Raw genomic sequence first — 13,400 nt, forward strand, 5'->3', positions numbered from 1 at the left:
CATGCGCGAGGTAGACCTCCGCCATGCCACCACGACCGAGCACCTGGCCCAGTTCGTACCGGCCGCCGAGGCGACGCGGCTCTTCCATAGCTACCTACCAGCCCTCTCCGTCGGTCCCGGCTGCGCACCGTCGTGCGCTGCCGGAGGCTGCCATCCGGGCCTACCGTACCCGGCTCGCTTTGTATGACCTGGCCAAGCCCGCAACCCGATACAGGACCGGTATCGCAACGTGCAACGATGTGAAGTAGACGTGACGGGTGTCACTTCTTCGAATTGATGACCGCCTGCATGACGTCCTTGGCGATCGGTGCCGCCAGGCCGCCGCCGGAGATGTCGTCGCGGTTGGCGCTCCCGTCCTCGATGACCACGGCCACGGCGACCGGCGAGCTGCCGTCGGACAGCTTGGCGTAGGAGAGGAACCATGCGTACGGGTTGGCGCTGTTCGCCACACCGTGCTGCGCGGTACCCGTCTTGCCGCCGACGGTGACGCCGTCGATCTTGGCGTTCGTACCGGTGCCCTGCTCGACCACCGTCTGCATCATCGACTGCAGGATCTGCGCGTTCTGCGACGACAGCGGCCGGCTCATCTCCTGCGGCTGGGTCTGCTCGACGGTGTCCAGGTTGGACGACTGGAGCTTGTCCACCATGTACGGCTTCATCAGCTTGCCGTCGTTGGCGACCGCCGAGGCGACCATGGCCATCTGCAGCGGGGTCGCGGCGGTGTTGTACTGGCCGATGGAGGACAGCGCGGTCTGCGACTGGTTCATGTTGTCCGAGAACACCGACGCGTTGGAGCGGACCGGGGTCAACTGCTCGGAGTCGAAGCCGAACTTCTTCGCCTCGGCCAGCATCTTGTCGTTGCCCAGGTCGGAACCGATCTTGCCGAAGACCGAGTTGCACGAGTACTGCAGCGCGGTCCGCAGGGTGGCGTTCTCGCAGGGGATGTTGCCCTCGTTCTTCAGCTGCGTCGTGGTGCCCGGCATGGTCCAGGGCAGCGGCGAGTTCGTCTTCTCGTCGGCCGACTTGTACAGCCCGTTCTCCAGGGCGGCCGCCGCGGTGACCACCTTGAAGGTGGAGCCCGGCGGGTAGATCTCGCGCAGCGCCCGGTTCTGCATCGGGTCGGCCTTGGCGTCCCTCAGGCTGTTCCAGGCCTTGGCGTCGCTGTCGGAGTAGCCCGAGAAGGACGAGGGGTCGTACGACGGGTAGGAGGCCATCGCCAGGATCTTGCCGGTGGAGGGCTCCAGGGCGACGACCGCGCCCTTGCCGCCCTGCTTGGCCAGCCCGTCGTACGCCGCCTTCTGCGCGGCCGCGTTCAGCGTGGTGACGACATTGCCGCCCTGCTTCGGCTTGCCCGTGACCATGTCGAGGGTGTTGCGGAAGAAGAGCCGGTCGTCGTTGCCGGTCAGGATGCCGTCGTCGAGCTTCTCCAGCTGGCTGGAGTCGAAGGCCTGCGAGGAGTAGCCGGTCACCGGGGCCCACATGGGGCCGTTCTTGTAGGTGCGCTTGTACTTGAAGTCGCCGCTCTTGGCCACGGCGGAACCGGTTATGGGGTTGCCGTCGACGATGATGTCGCCGCGCGGGTGGGCGTAGCGCTCGATGGCGACCCGGCGGTTGTCCTTGTCGCTGGCGAGCTGGCCGGCCTGGACGTACTGGAGGTAGTTGTCGCGGATCAGCAGGGCCAGCACGAGCAGGCCGCAGAAGATCGCGATCCGGCGCAGGGGCTTGTTCATGACGGGCGGACCACCTGGGTCATCTCGGCGTCGGGGTTCGTGGCGGGGGCGGGCGCCGGGCGGCGGGCGGTGTCGCTGATGCGGATCAGGAGGCCGATGAGCGCCCAGTTGGCGATGACGGAGGTACCGCCGGACGCGAGGAACGGCATCGTCATACCGGTCAGCGGGATCAGGCCCATGACGCCGCCGGCGACGACGAATACCTGCAGGGCCATGCCGCTGGCGAGGCCGGCGGCGAGCAGCTTGCCGAACGGGTCGCGGGCGGCCAGCGCGGTGCGCAGGCCGCGCTCCGCGATCAGGCCGTAGATCAGCAGCATCGCCATGATGCCCGCGAGGCCCAGCTCCTCGCCGAAGGTGGCGAAGACGAAGTCGGAGTTGGCGGCGAACTTGATCAGGTCCGAGTGGCCCTGGCCCCAGCCGGTGCCCAGGGTGCCACCGGAGCCGAAGGCCCACAGGGACTGCTGCAGCTGGTCGGAGTGGAGGATGCCGTCGTGGGTGATCTGCCGGCTCAGCTGGTACTCGCGCATCGGGTCGAGCCAGGCCTGGACACGGCTCTGGATGTGCGACTCGAAGCTCGCCACGCCGACCGCGCCGACCGCGGCCATCAGCAGACCGAAGACGATCCAGCTGGTCCGCTCGGTGGCGACGTACAGCATGATGACGAACATTCCGAAGAACAGCATCGACGTGCCGAGGTCGGTCTCGAAGATCATGATGAGGATCGACACGGCCCAGACGACGAGGATCGGGCCGAGGTCGCGGCCGCGCGGCAGGTACAGGCCCATGAAGCGGCGGCTGGCGAGCGCAAGGGCGTCCCTCTTCACCATCAGGTAGCCGGCGAAGAAGACGGCGAGGACGAGCTTCGCGAACTCGGCGGGCTCGATGGAGAATCCGGCGACCCTGATCCAGACCTTGGCACCGTAGACGTTGGCGCCCAGGCCGGGGACCAGCGGGAGGATCAGCAGGACCAGCGCGCCGACCATGGAGATGTAGGTGTAGCGCTGCAGAACACGGTGGTCCTTGAGGAAGACCAGCACCACGCTGAACAGCCCGATGGCCACCGCCGTGTAGAGCAGCTGGCGGGGCGCGGCGCTGCCGGCCTGGTGGATGGACCGCAGCAGCTTGGACTGGTCCAGCCGCCAGATGACGACGAGCCCGAGCCCGTTCAGCAGGGTGGCGAGCGGCAGCAGCAGCGGGTCCGCGTACGGGGCGAACTTCCGTACGACGAGATGCGCGATGCCGGCCAGCAGGCCGAGGCCCAGGCCGTAGCCCAGCAGCCCGGCGGGCACCGTGTCGTTGATGGCCAGGCCCACGTTGGCGTAGGCGAACACCGGGATGACCACGGCGAAGACCAGCAGGGCCAGCTCGGTGTTGCGGCGGCTCGGTGCGCCGATCGCGCCGATCGTGGAGGTGTGGTGCGTCGGCGAGTTAGTCGTACTGCTCATCGTGTGACAGGGCCTCTCGCGGCTTCGCTACTGCTTGCCGCACTGATCGACGACCTTCTGCTCATCCTCGGAGAGGCTCGGGCCGGGGTTCGGAGTGGCGGTCGGGGTCGGGGGCTTCGAGGACGTTGTCGGGGGCTTCTTCGACGACGTACCCGTTGACGGGTTCGGCGTCGGTGATGCCTTGGACGTGAAGGCGGTACGGCTGGTTCCCGTGGTGCCTCCGGCCTCGCCCTGCCCCGTCTTCGCGTTCCGCTCGGACTCGGCGGACTGGCGCTCCGCCTGCTTCCGGCACGCGGAGGCCTGCACGGACAGCGCGTCGATCTTCGACTGGGCCTGCTGCAGACCGCCCGCGGCGATCGTGGCCTTCACCTGCTTCTGCTGGTACGGCGGCAGGTACTTGAGTTCGATCTCGGGGTGGTCCTTCTCCACCTTCGACAGCGACACCCAGGCCAGGTCCTGGCTGATCCCGCGGTACAGCGCCACGTGCTCGTCCTTGGCGCCGACGTAGTACTGCGTCTGCGTCCACTGGTAGCCGCCGTAGAGGCCGCCGCCGATGACGGCGAGCGCGAGGACTGTGTAGAGAGATCTCTTCAGCCACTTGCCGCGGCCGCGCGGCTTGGTGAAGTCGCCGTCGGCGTAGTCGCCGAAGCTGCCCGCCGGGACGTAGCCGGTGGTGTCGCCGGAGCCGGGCGGGCCGAACTCGCCGCCGCCGTGCCCGTGGGCCTGGCGGCCCAGGTGGGAGGCGCGGCCGGCCGGGGTCTGCATGATGCCGTTGTCGTGCAGGTGGTGCTGGTTCTCGGCGACGGCGCCGACCACCACCGGCTGGTCGGAGAGCCGGCCGGCCATGGTGTCGCCGGTGTCCAGGTCGAGTACGTCCGCGACGATGACGGTGATGTTGTCGGGGCCGCCGCCGCGCAGCGCGAGCTGGATCAGCTCCTGCACGGTCTCCTGCGGGCCCTGGTAGCTGGCGAGGGTCTCCTCGATGGTCTGGTGGGAGACGACCGCGGACAGTCCGTCGGAGCAGATGAGATACCGGTCACCGGCCCGCACCTCGCGGATGGACAGGTCGGGCTCGACGTGGTCCCCGCTGCCGAGGGCGCGCATGAGCAGCGACCGCTGCGGATGCGTGGTCGCTTCCTCTTCGGTGATCCGGCCCTCGTCGACGAGCCGCTGCACCCAGGTGTGGTCCTGGGTGATCTGGGTGAGAACTCCGTCACGCAGCAGATAGGCGCGGGAGTCGCCGACGTGTACGAGGCCGAGGCGCTGCCCGGTCCACAGCAGGGCGGTGAGGGTCGTCCCCATGCCCTCCAGCTGCGGGTCCTCCTCGACCATGGCCCGCAGCTGGTCGTTGGCCCGCTGCACGGCCTGGCCGAGGGAGGTGAGGATGTCGGAGCCGGGCACGTCGTCGTCGAGCGTGACCAGGGTGGAGATCACCTCGGAGGAGGCGACCTCGCCGGCCGCCTGGCCGCCCATGCCGTCGGCGATCGCGAGCAGCCGGGGACCGGCGTAACCGGAGTCCTCGTTGCCCTCCCGGATCATGCCTTTGTGCGATCCGGCGGCGAAGCGCAGTGACAGACTCATGCCCACCTCGCCAGTCGGCTCCGGGTACAGCCGGTCGTGTCGAGCCACACTGCCCACCCTCCGGTCGGGAGCGCGCCGGCGGCCGGTCGGCGGCCTGCCGCTGCGTGCTCGCTCCGCTCGCGCTCACTCATGATGTAGCACTACTTCCGCAGCTCGATGACGGTCTTGCCGATGCGGATCGGCGCGCCCAGCGGGATCGGTGTGGGGGTCGTCAGCCGGGACCGGTCCAGGTAGGTGCCGTTGGTGGAGCCGAGGTCCTCGACGATCCACTGACCGTCGCGGTCCGGGTAGATCCTGGCATGACGGCTGGAGGCGTAGTCGTCGTCCAGCACGATCGTCGAGTCGTGTGCCCGGCCGAGAGTGATCGTCTGGCCCTGCAGCGCGACCGTGGTGCCGGTCAGTGTGCCTTCGGTCACGACCAGCTTCGTGGGGGCGTTGCGCCCGCGCCGGCCGCCGCTCTGCTGGCCCCGCTGCTGGCTGCGCGACTGCGGGGGCGCGGCGGCCTGCTGCCGGGGCGCCTGCTGCTGGCGACCGGCCTCCCTACGGGAGGCGCGCTGGGTGACGCGCGTACCGAACAGGTCGCTCCGGATGACCTGCACGGCCACGATCACGAACAGCCACAGTACGGCCAGGAAACCCAGCCGCATGACCGTGAGGGTCAGCTCTGACATGCCCCCGCTTCACCCTTCGGCTTGCCTATAGATAACGGTGGTGCTGCCCACGACGATCCGCGAGCCGTCGCGGAGCGTAGCGCGGGTGGTGTGCTGCCCGTCCACCACGATGCCGTTGGTGGAGCCGAGATCCTGGATCGTCGAGGGCGTTCCGGTCCGGATCTCGCAGTGCCGGCGGGAGACGCCGGGGTCGTCGATCCGCACGTCGGCGTCGGTGCTGCGGCCCAGCACCAGCGTCGGGCGGGAGATCTGGTGGCGGGCGCCGTTGATCTCGATCCAGTAGCGGGTCTGCCCGCCGCTCGTGGGCGCGGCCGGGGGCCGCTGGCCGGCGGGCTGAGGGTAGCCGTAGCCGCCGGCGCGGGCGCCGGACGGTGGTGCGGAGGGCATCGGGGGCGCTCCGGCGGGCGCCGCGGCGGGCGGGTAGCCGTAGCCGCCGCCCTGGGCGCCCTGCGCGGGGCGGCCGGTGGCCGGGGCCTCGGGGGCCTGCTGGCTGCTGGAGGAGGCCAGGGTGCGCGAGCGCACCCGGTACAGACCGGTGTCCAGGTCGTCGGCCTTCTCCAGATTGACCTTGATCGGTCCCATGAACGTGTAGCGCTGCTGCTTGGCGTAGTCGCGCACCATGCCGGCCAGCTCGTCGCCGAGCTGCCCGGAGTAGGGGCTGAGCCGCTCGTAGTCCGGCGTGCTCAGCTCCACGATGAAGTCGTTGGGTACGACGGTCCGGTCGCGGTTCCAGATCGTCGCGTTGTTGTCGCACTCACGCTGGAGTGCGCCGGCGATCTCCACGGGCTGGACCTCGGACTTGAAGACCTTGGCGAAGGTGCCGTTCACCAGACCTTCGAGACGCTGCTCGAACTTCTTCAGGACTCCCATGGGGCACCTCCTCCGTCCCTGTCGTTGCGTTGCCCTGCTGTGTGGCCGCTGCCTTGCCTGTACTGCCTGTTCCGCTGGTGCTGCTTACTGATCGTATCTACGCGTCGGGCAATCACCCGGTTCCCCCAGCGGCTCCCCTTCGAACTCCCGGTACGTACTCACGCTGCCATGGATCGTAGAGGCGGGCGAAGACCAGTGTCCCGCACCCGGCTGTGGACCCGGTCCGCCTCCTGGGGAGATGCCCGGGACCGGTACGAGGTTGATACGTGAACCGGGTCTCCTTGATACGTGCGCCGGGAAGGCGGCGCCACCCGCGCCGGGAAGCGGGCGAACGTGCAGGCGGCGGGCGCCGGGGCGCAGGTGGCGGGCAGGGTCCGCGCCGGTGACGGGCGCATGCGGTGGGTGCGGCTGCCGGGCGGGAAGGGATGTGAATCCACCCCGTACGGCGTGCTAATGTTCTGGATGTCGGAAGGGGCCAGCCCGAAAGGGACGGAGCCGGAAGACACACCCAATGCGCGGGTGGCGGAATAGGCAGACGCGCTGGATTCAGGTTCCAGTGCCCGCAAGGGCGTGGGGGTTCAACTCCCCCCTCGCGCACCGACGAACGGTCGGCATCGTGATCACGATGCCGACCGTTTCGCTTTGTGCCTCCGTTGTGCGCCGTCGTGAAACGTGGCGTTCTTCACTTCTCGTGACTTCTCCCTACTTGTCGCGCCGGGTGTGAGTTGTCTCTCACGCAGGGGCGTTCGGGGCCGAGGGCGCCTCGGGGCCGAGGACTCTGGCCGTGAACGCCGCCAGCTGCGCGCGCATCTCGTCGCGGGGCAGGGCCTCTTCGCCGGCGAGATGTTCGACGAGGTCGGCCCGGGTCGCGGCCAGCAGGGCGTGGGCGGTGAAGTCGCCGTCGGGCAGACCCGGAATCCGCTCCAGCAGCTCGCGCAGCAGGGTGTGCCATCGCGCGTAGTGCTCCGCGCTGTACGGGCTGGTGCCGCCGGTCTGCTCCAGGGCGAGCGCGAGGTGGCGGTTGTCGAGCTTGAAGCACAGGACGGCGTCGAGCAGGGCCGGCACGCGCACCTGGGGCGGGGTGGCGGGCCCCAGTGGGGGCGGGCCCTGCTCGACCGCGCTCCGGATCGGTTCGAGGCGCGCCTCGTACAGCGCGCGGATCAGCCCGGTGCGATCGCCGAAGGCGCGGAAGAGGGTCGCCTTGCCGACACCGGCCGCGGCCGCGATGTCGGCCATGGTGACGCTGTCGGGGCTCTGGCGCTCGGCGAAGAGCGCGTCGGCGGCCGCGAAGACGGCTGCCCGGTTCCGCAGGGCGTCCTTGCGGGGTCTGCGCTCGGTCACGTGTTTCCTCCCTTGCGTTCCTCGCCTTGCGTGCCGCCTTGGCCTGGCCGACCTGGCTCCGCCGGCTCGGCCGGCCGGCTTGTTGCAAAGCGGACCCGGGGTCCGTATCGTGAATTTAAACGGACCGCGGGTCCGTATCGTACGGTACGGAGGAATCCATGCCCACACCCACGTACACCGCACCGGAAGACCTCTACCGCCACAGCCTGCGGCTGCTCCTCGACAAGGACATCGCCGGCTGGGTCGGCCTGTGGGCCGAGGACGGTGTCATGGAGTTCCCCTTCGCGCCGCCGGGACGGCCCGGGCGGCTGGAGGGCCGGGAGGCGATCGCCGCCTACATGCGCGGCCATCCCGACCACATCGACCTGCACGACTTCCCCGACCTGCGCATCCACCGCACCACCGAACCCGAGACCATCGTGGTCGAGATGCGCGGTGTGGGGCGTCTGGCCCAGACCGGGGCGCCGTTCGACATGACGTACATCGCCGTCGCGTCGGCCCGGGACGGACGCTTCACCTCCTACCGCGACTACTGGAACCCCCTCGCCGTCCAGCAGCCCGGCCTGGACTTCGCCGGGAACGGTGCCCGATGACCGGCACCGGCACCACCCTGGTCACCGGAGCCACCGGCACCACCGGCAGCCGCACCGTGACACGGCTGGTCGCCGCCGGCCACCGCGTCCGGGCCGCGAGCCGCGGGGCCACCCGGCTCCCCGGCGCGGAAGCGGTCCGCTTCGACTGGTACGACCCCGCCACCCACGGCGCCGCCCTCGCCGGAGCCGCACGCGTCTACCTCGTCCCGCCGGTCGGTGACCCGGACCCGGCCGCCGTGATGCTGCCCTTCCTCCAGCGGGCCCGCGCGGCGGGCGTGCGGCGCGCCGTACTGCTCAGCTCCTCGGCCATCCCCGAAGGGGGCCCGGGGGCAGGGGCGGTGCACCAGGCCCTGCCCGGCCTGTTCGGCCAGTGGGCGGTCCTGCGGCCCTCGTGGTTCATGCAGAACTTCACCGGCGCGCACGCCCACGCCCGGAGCATCCGCGAAAACGGCGTCATCCTGACCGCGGCCGGGGCGGGCCGGGTCGGATTCGTCGACGCCGACGACATCGCCGCCGTAGCCGTCCGTGCCCTGGCCGACGACCGGGCACCCAACACCGATCCGGTCCTGACCGGACCGGAGACGCTCGCCCACGACGACATCGCCGCCCTCGTCACGGAGGTCACCGGCCGGCCCGTGGTCCACCGCCGGCTGACGTACGAGCAGCTGCGAGACCGGCTGGCCGCATACCTGCCACCGGAGTTCGCCGCCCTGCTGGCCGGGATGGACCGCGCCATCGCCCAGGGCGCCGAGGACCGTACCACCGACGCCGTCCACCGCCTCACCGGCCGCCCGCCGCACAGCTTCCGGGCAGTCGCCGAACGGGAATTGAAGCGCCGCTAGCGGGAGTTGAGGAACCGTCGGCCGGCTGCGGCCGTCGTTGCCGAGCGGACTCGATGCCTGCCGTGCCCCACCGGGTCTGACGCACAGCGGCCGTCGGCTGTACGGTCTGGGCGAGTTGATGTTCGCGCGGACGGTTGTACGTGTCGTCCGCGTCTTGGACGTCGTAGATGTCGTAGATGTCGTACGCGTTGTACGGGGGAGGCGGTCGCGGTGACCGGTGCCGGTCGGGAAGTGGCGGACGCGGTGGGCGCGGTGGCGCGGGGCACGCCCAGGCTGCCCCGGGTCGGCGGCTTCGCCCAGTGGCCGCGGCAGGGCTCGCCCAAGGAAGAGGGCAAGGCACTGCGCACGAGCGTGCCGCGCGGCGCACACCGCACCCTCGGCCTGGACACCGCCCGCCCCGACGCGGTGCGCGCCGTCACCGAGTCCAACGCCGGCCGTATCCCCGAGCTGACGCCCATCCGCGTCGGCCGGATGGCGGCCACCCCGTTCGCCTTCCTGCGCGGCTCGGCCGGACTCATGGCGTACGACCTGGCCGGCACCCCCATGACCAGGATCGGCACCCAGATATGCGGAGACGCGCACGCGGCCAACTTCGGCCTGTACGGCGACCCCCGCGGCGGCCTCGTCATCGACCTCAACGACTTCGACGAGACCGTGCACGGCCCCTGGGAGTGGGACCTGAAGCGGCTCGCCGCCTCACTGGTGCTCGCCGGGCGGGAGGCCGGCGCCGACGAGGACACCTGCCGCGCGGCCGCCCGGGACGCGGCCGGCGCCTACCGCCGCACCATGCGGCTGCTGGCCAAGCTGCCGGTCCTCGACGCGTGGAACGCCATCGCCGACGAGGAACTGGTCTCCCACACCGACGCCCACGATCTGCTCGGCACCCTGCAGCGGGTCTCGGAGAAGGCCCGCGCCAACACCAGCGGCCGGTTCGCGGCGAAGTCGACCGAGGCGGTCGAGGACGGCGGACGCCGGTTCATGGACGCCGCACCCGTGCTGCGCCGGATCCCCGACGAGGAGGCCCACGCGGTCGCCGCGTCCCTGGAGTCGTACATCCACACGCTCAGCGAGGACCGGCACCCCCTGCTCGCCCGGCACGCCGTGCACGACGTGGCCTTCCGGGTGGTCGGCACGGGCAGCGTCGGCACCCGGTCCTACGTCGTGCTGCTCCTCGACCACCGTGAGCAGCCGCTGGTGCTCCAGGTGAAGGAGGCCCGGCCCTCGGTGCTGGTCCCGCACCTGGCCGCGGTCGGCTTCCAGACACCGCCGGTGGACCACGAGGGCCGCCGGGTGGTGCTGGGCCAGAAGCGGATGCAGGTCGTCAGCGACATCCTGCTCGGCTGGACGACCGTCGACGGGCGCCCCTTCCAGGTCCGCCAGTTCCGCAACCGCAAGGGCAGCGTCGACCCCGCCGCCCTCGCCGCCGACCAGGTCGACGACTACGGCCGGATGACCGGCGCCCTGCTGGCCCGCGCCCACTCCCACAGCGCCGACCCGCGGCTGATCGCCGGGTACTGCGGCAAGAACGAGGAACTGGACGAGGCGATCGCCGCCTTCGCCGTCACCTACGCCGACCGCACGGAGGCGGACCACGCGGAGCTGGTGGCGGCGGTGCGGGCGGGACGCATCGCGGCCGAGCTGGGGGTATGAGACGAGCTGGGCGTGTGGCCGGGGTGGGCGTGTGGCCGCGGTGGGGACGCGAGGGAGCCGACGCCGGCCGCAGCAACCCAGGGCGCGGGGAACCGCGCGACCGGCCACGAGGGACCCGCACCGGCAGACGACAGTCAGCACCACGGCGAGACGCCCCCGGCCCGAGCCAGGCGCAGCGGCTACGCTGTTCGACGTGACGACCCCGGAAGCCGACCAGTCCCAGGCGCCGCGCCCCGAGGAACGGCTGGAGCGGGCCGTACGGGCCGCCGAGCAGGCGCTGATCGAGTACGAGATCGCCGTGGAGACGTTCCGGGTCGAGGTCGAGAACTTCTCCCGGCTGCACGAGCAGCGGCTCGGCCCGCTCTACGCCCGGATCGAGGAGCTCGACGCCGAGATCGCCGAGGCGAAGGCCGCCCGCACCGGCGACCCGGAGGACATCCGCCGCGCCGAGGAAGCCCGCGCCCGCGTCCTGCCCATCCCCGGCGTGGAGGAACTGCTGCACGGCTGGATGGACGGCCACGGCCTGTTCCCGGAGGCCGCCGCCATGCTCACCGACCAGGCCGTACGGCCCCCGGAGCGGGTACGGCCCAGCGAGGAGGCCCGCAAGCTCTACCGCGAGCTGGCCCGCAAGGCCCACCCCGACCTCGCGCAGGAGGAAGCGGAACGGCAGCGGCGTGAGGAGTTCATCACCCGCGTCAACGCCGCCTATGCCCGTGGCGACGAGACGCTGCTGAAGGAGCTGGCCGAGGAGTGGGCGGCCGGCCCGGTACCGCCCGAGCGGCTCCCGAGCCCCGCCGAGGAGCTGTACGCCCGCCTCGAATGGCTCGCCCAGCGCAAGGAACTGCTCACCCTCGTCGCCCGCGAACTGGAGGAGGGTGCGATCGCCGGCATGCTCCGGCTCGCCCCGGACGACCCCGACGGGCTCCTGGAGGAGATCGCCGGCCGACTGCGCTCCGACATCGCCCAGCGGGAGGCCGAACTGGCGGCCCTGCTGGCACAGGACTGAACCGCGGCTCGCATCCGCCGGCGCCCAGCACCTTCGGGTAGCGTCGGGGACATGAATTTCGCAGCTCGGGTACCCACGGTCGAGATCACGGACCTCAAGGACGGCGACTTCCTGCTGGACGTCCGCGAGGACGACGAATGGCAGGCGGGCCACGCCGAGGGAGCGCTGCACATCCCCATCAGCGAGTTCGTGGCCCGCTACGGCGAGCTGACCGAGGCCGCCCCGCAGGACGGCCGTGTCCACGTCATCTGCCGCTCCGGCGGCCGCTCGGCCCAGGTCACCATGTACCTGGTCCAGCAGGGCATCGACGCGGTGAACGTCGACGGCGGTATGCAGGTCTGGCAGGCAGCGGGCCGCCCGGTGATCACGGACGAGGGCGAGCCCGGGTCCGTTCTGTAGCCGTCCTCACTGCCTCGCGGGATCGCCGCGCGGGGCCCTCGGGGGCACGTTTTGCCCCTCGCCACGGACCGAGCGCCGGTCAGCCCAGTGGATGGGCGGCCAGCAGATCCCCGAGCCGCTCCTCGTGCGCCGACGCCGGGCCGAGCGCCAGCTCCAGGTGCTTGGCCCAGGCGTGATACCGGTGCAGCGGGTAGTCGGTGTCGGCGCCGAACCCGCCGTGCAGATGCTGTGCCGTCTGCACCACCCGGCGCACCCCCTCCGCCGCCCAGATCTTCGCCACCGCGACATCCCCGGCGGCGGGCAGCGCCCCCGACGCCCCCGAGGCGATCCGCCAGGCGGCCTGCCAGAGGGTGGCCTCCATGGCGCGCAGATCGATGTACCGGTCCGCGGCCTGTACAGCCACCGCCTGGAACGTCGCGATCGGATACCCGAACTGCTCCCGCTTCCCGGTGTACTCGGCGGTCATGTTCAGCACCCGCTCGCCCAGCCCGAGCGCCAGCGCGCACGTACCGGTGGCGAGCAGCGTATGCAGCCACTCCCAGGCACCGTCGGCCTCGATGACGTCACCCGCGTCGATCCGCACGGACGCGAGCCGCAGTTCGGCCAGCCGCTCCCCGCTGGTGGACACCTGCTCGGCGAGGACCACCCCGTCCCGCTCACGCGGCACCAGCGCGAGCACGGTCCGCTCCGCAGCCGTCCCCGCCAGATGCTGCGCCGGTACGACGACGAGGTCCGCGTCGTACGCCCACGGCACCGCCGTCTGCACCCCGTCCAGCACCCACTCCGTACCGTCCCGCCGTGCGCCGACGGCCAGTTCGGCCGGGTCGTGGCCGCTGCGGCCGTTCGCCGCGACCGTCAGCACCAGCTCGCCCCGGCCGGCCCGCGCCAGCAGCCGCCTCGCCAACTCCGGCCCGCCGTAGGCCTGTACGGCCGCTGCCGCCGCGCTGTGCTCCAGCAGCGGCACCCGGGCGAGGACCCCGGCCGACTCGCGCAGCACCAGGCACAACGCGATCGCGTCCAGACCGGAACCGCCGTACGCCTCGTCGAGCAGCAGGCTCAGCAGATCCGCCTCGGCCAGCCGGGACCACAGCTCCCGGTCGAATCCCTCGGCCACGGCACCGGTGGTGAGCGCCGGGCTGGGCACGGCGTCCGGCACCACGCCGGCGAACACCCCGCGCGCCGCCTCGGCCGCCGCCCGCTGCTCCTCGGTGAAGGTGAAGTCCACGGCCTGTCCCTCCGGCGAGTCCGGTGATCTGACGGTCCGTCAAGATA

General features: G+C 71.3%; 12 protein-coding genes and 1 tRNA gene. 6 read left to right on the forward strand and 7 right to left on the reverse strand.

All coding sequences use genetic code 11. From position 1 onward, the window contains the following. Nucleotides 1-260: 260 nt before the first annotated feature. The 5 genes from AV521_RS38085 to AV521_RS38105 all read right to left on the reverse strand — a co-directional run bounded on the left by AV521_RS38085 (nucleotide 261) and on the right by AV521_RS38105 (nucleotide 6,297). Nucleotides 261-1,730 (reverse strand): penicillin-binding protein 2, encoded by a 1,470-nt coding sequence (locus AV521_RS38085; RefSeq protein ID WP_076095356.1) that lies wholly within the window; start codon nucleotides 1,728-1,730, stop codon nucleotides 261-263. Beyond that, nucleotides 1,727-3,175, reverse strand: a complete 1,449-nt coding sequence (locus AV521_RS38090; RefSeq protein WP_076095358.1) for an FtsW/RodA/SpoVE family cell cycle protein — start codon at nucleotides 3,173-3,175, stop codon at nucleotides 1,727-1,729. Before AV521_RS38090 ends, AV521_RS38085 begins: the two co-directional genes overlap by 4 nt. Before the next feature lie 27 nt (nucleotides 3,176-3,202). Next, entirely contained in the window at nucleotides 3,203-4,756 is a 1,554-nt protein-coding gene (locus AV521_RS38095; RefSeq protein ID WP_179023701.1) for a Stp1/IreP family PP2C-type Ser/Thr phosphatase, read from the reverse strand. Between the two features lie 140 nt (nucleotides 4,757-4,896). Then, on the reverse strand, nucleotides 4,897-5,427 hold the full coding sequence (locus tag AV521_RS38100) for an FHA domain-containing protein (RefSeq protein ID WP_076095360.1): 531 nt from the start codon (nucleotides 5,425-5,427) through the stop codon (nucleotides 4,897-4,899). 9 nt (nucleotides 5,428-5,436) lie between these two features. Continuing rightward, a complete protein-coding gene (locus AV521_RS38105) occupies nucleotides 5,437-6,297 on the reverse strand; it encodes a DUF3662 and FHA domain-containing protein (RefSeq protein ID WP_076095363.1) in 861 nt (286 codons plus the stop codon). A gap of 513 nt (nucleotides 6,298-6,810) precedes the next feature. On the opposite strand from AV521_RS38105, the gene AV521_RS38110 reads away from it, so the two are divergent. After that, nucleotides 6,811-6,894, forward strand: a tRNA-Leu gene (locus AV521_RS38110). Between the two features lie 135 nt (nucleotides 6,895-7,029). Here AV521_RS38110 and AV521_RS38115 read toward each other — a convergent pair. Then, nucleotides 7,030-7,638, reverse strand: coding sequence for a TetR/AcrR family transcriptional regulator (locus AV521_RS38115; protein WP_076095366.1), 609 nt, complete (start codon nucleotides 7,636-7,638; stop codon nucleotides 7,030-7,032). Nucleotides 7,639-7,796: 158 nt separating this feature from the next. Here AV521_RS38115 and AV521_RS38120 point away from each other — a divergent pair, with 158 nt between their 5' ends. The 5 genes from AV521_RS38120 to AV521_RS38140 all read left to right on the forward strand — a co-directional run bounded on the left by AV521_RS38120 (nucleotide 7,797) and on the right by AV521_RS38140 (nucleotide 12,128). Next, the gene (locus AV521_RS38120) at nucleotides 7,797-8,231 is read left to right on the forward strand and encodes a nuclear transport factor 2 family protein (RefSeq protein ID WP_076095368.1); all 435 of its coding nucleotides are present in this window, start codon (nucleotides 7,797-7,799) and stop codon (nucleotides 8,229-8,231) included. Further along, on the forward strand, nucleotides 8,228-9,073 hold the full coding sequence (locus tag AV521_RS38125; protein WP_076095371.1) for an NAD(P)H-binding protein: 846 nt from the start codon (nucleotides 8,228-8,230) through the stop codon (nucleotides 9,071-9,073). The genes AV521_RS38120 and AV521_RS38125 overlap by 4 nt, the downstream gene beginning before the upstream one ends. Nucleotides 9,074-9,283: 210 nt before the next feature. Then, nucleotides 9,284-10,723: a DUF2252 domain-containing protein gene (locus tag AV521_RS38130; protein WP_179023703.1), complete on the forward strand. Its 1,440-nt coding sequence runs from the start codon at nucleotides 9,284-9,286 to the stop codon at nucleotides 10,721-10,723. Between the two features lie 193 nt (nucleotides 10,724-10,916). Then, a complete protein-coding gene (locus AV521_RS38135) occupies nucleotides 10,917-11,729 on the forward strand; it encodes a hypothetical protein (RefSeq protein ID WP_076095373.1) in 813 nt (270 codons plus the stop codon). A gap of 51 nt (nucleotides 11,730-11,780) precedes the next feature. Beyond that, nucleotides 11,781-12,128: a rhodanese-like domain-containing protein gene (locus AV521_RS38140; protein WP_076095375.1), complete on the forward strand. Its 348-nt coding sequence runs from the start codon at nucleotides 11,781-11,783 to the stop codon at nucleotides 12,126-12,128. Nucleotides 12,129-12,207: 79 nt separating this feature from the next. Here the strand turns inward: AV521_RS38140 and AV521_RS38145 are convergent, their stop codons facing one another. Continuing rightward, nucleotides 12,208-13,353 carry an acyl-CoA dehydrogenase family protein gene (locus AV521_RS38145; RefSeq protein WP_076095377.1) on the reverse strand — a complete coding sequence of 382 codons (1,146 nt, stop codon included), beginning with the start codon at nucleotides 13,351-13,353 and terminating at the stop codon, nucleotides 12,208-12,210. Between the last annotated feature and the right edge of the window lie 47 nt (nucleotides 13,354-13,400).

This window comes from Streptomyces sp. IMTB 2501, from assembly GCF_001953885.1.
Taxonomy (GTDB): domain Bacteria; phylum Actinomycetota; class Actinomycetes; order Streptomycetales; family Streptomycetaceae; genus Streptomyces.

What these genes read in the sequence shown, in the direction of transcription:
- AV521_RS38085 (WP_076095356.1), bottom strand. Translation starts at nt 1,730, where the DNA reads ATGAACAAGCCCCTGCGCCGGATCGCGATCTTCTGCGGCCTGCTCGTG.
- AV521_RS38090 (WP_076095358.1), bottom strand. Translation starts at nt 3,175, where the DNA reads ATGAGCAGTACGACTAACTCGCCGACGCACCACACCTCCACGATCGGC.
- AV521_RS38095 (WP_179023701.1), bottom strand. Translation starts at nt 4,756, where the DNA reads ATGAGTCTGTCACTGCGCTTCGCCGCCGGATCGCACAAAGGCATGATC.
- AV521_RS38100 (WP_076095360.1), bottom strand. Translation starts at nt 5,427, where the DNA reads ATGTCAGAGCTGACCCTCACGGTCATGCGGCTGGGTTTCCTGGCCGTA.
- AV521_RS38105 (WP_076095363.1), bottom strand. Translation starts at nt 6,297, where the DNA reads ATGGGAGTCCTGAAGAAGTTCGAGCAGCGTCTCGAAGGTCTGGTGAAC.
- AV521_RS38120 (WP_076095368.1), top strand. Translation starts at nt 7,797, where the DNA reads ATGCCCACACCCACGTACACCGCACCGGAAGACCTCTACCGCCACAGC.
- AV521_RS38125 (WP_076095371.1), top strand. Translation starts at nt 8,228, where the DNA reads ATGACCGGCACCGGCACCACCCTGGTCACCGGAGCCACCGGCACCACC.
- AV521_RS38140 (WP_076095375.1), top strand. Translation starts at nt 11,781, where the DNA reads ATGAATTTCGCAGCTCGGGTACCCACGGTCGAGATCACGGACCTCAAG.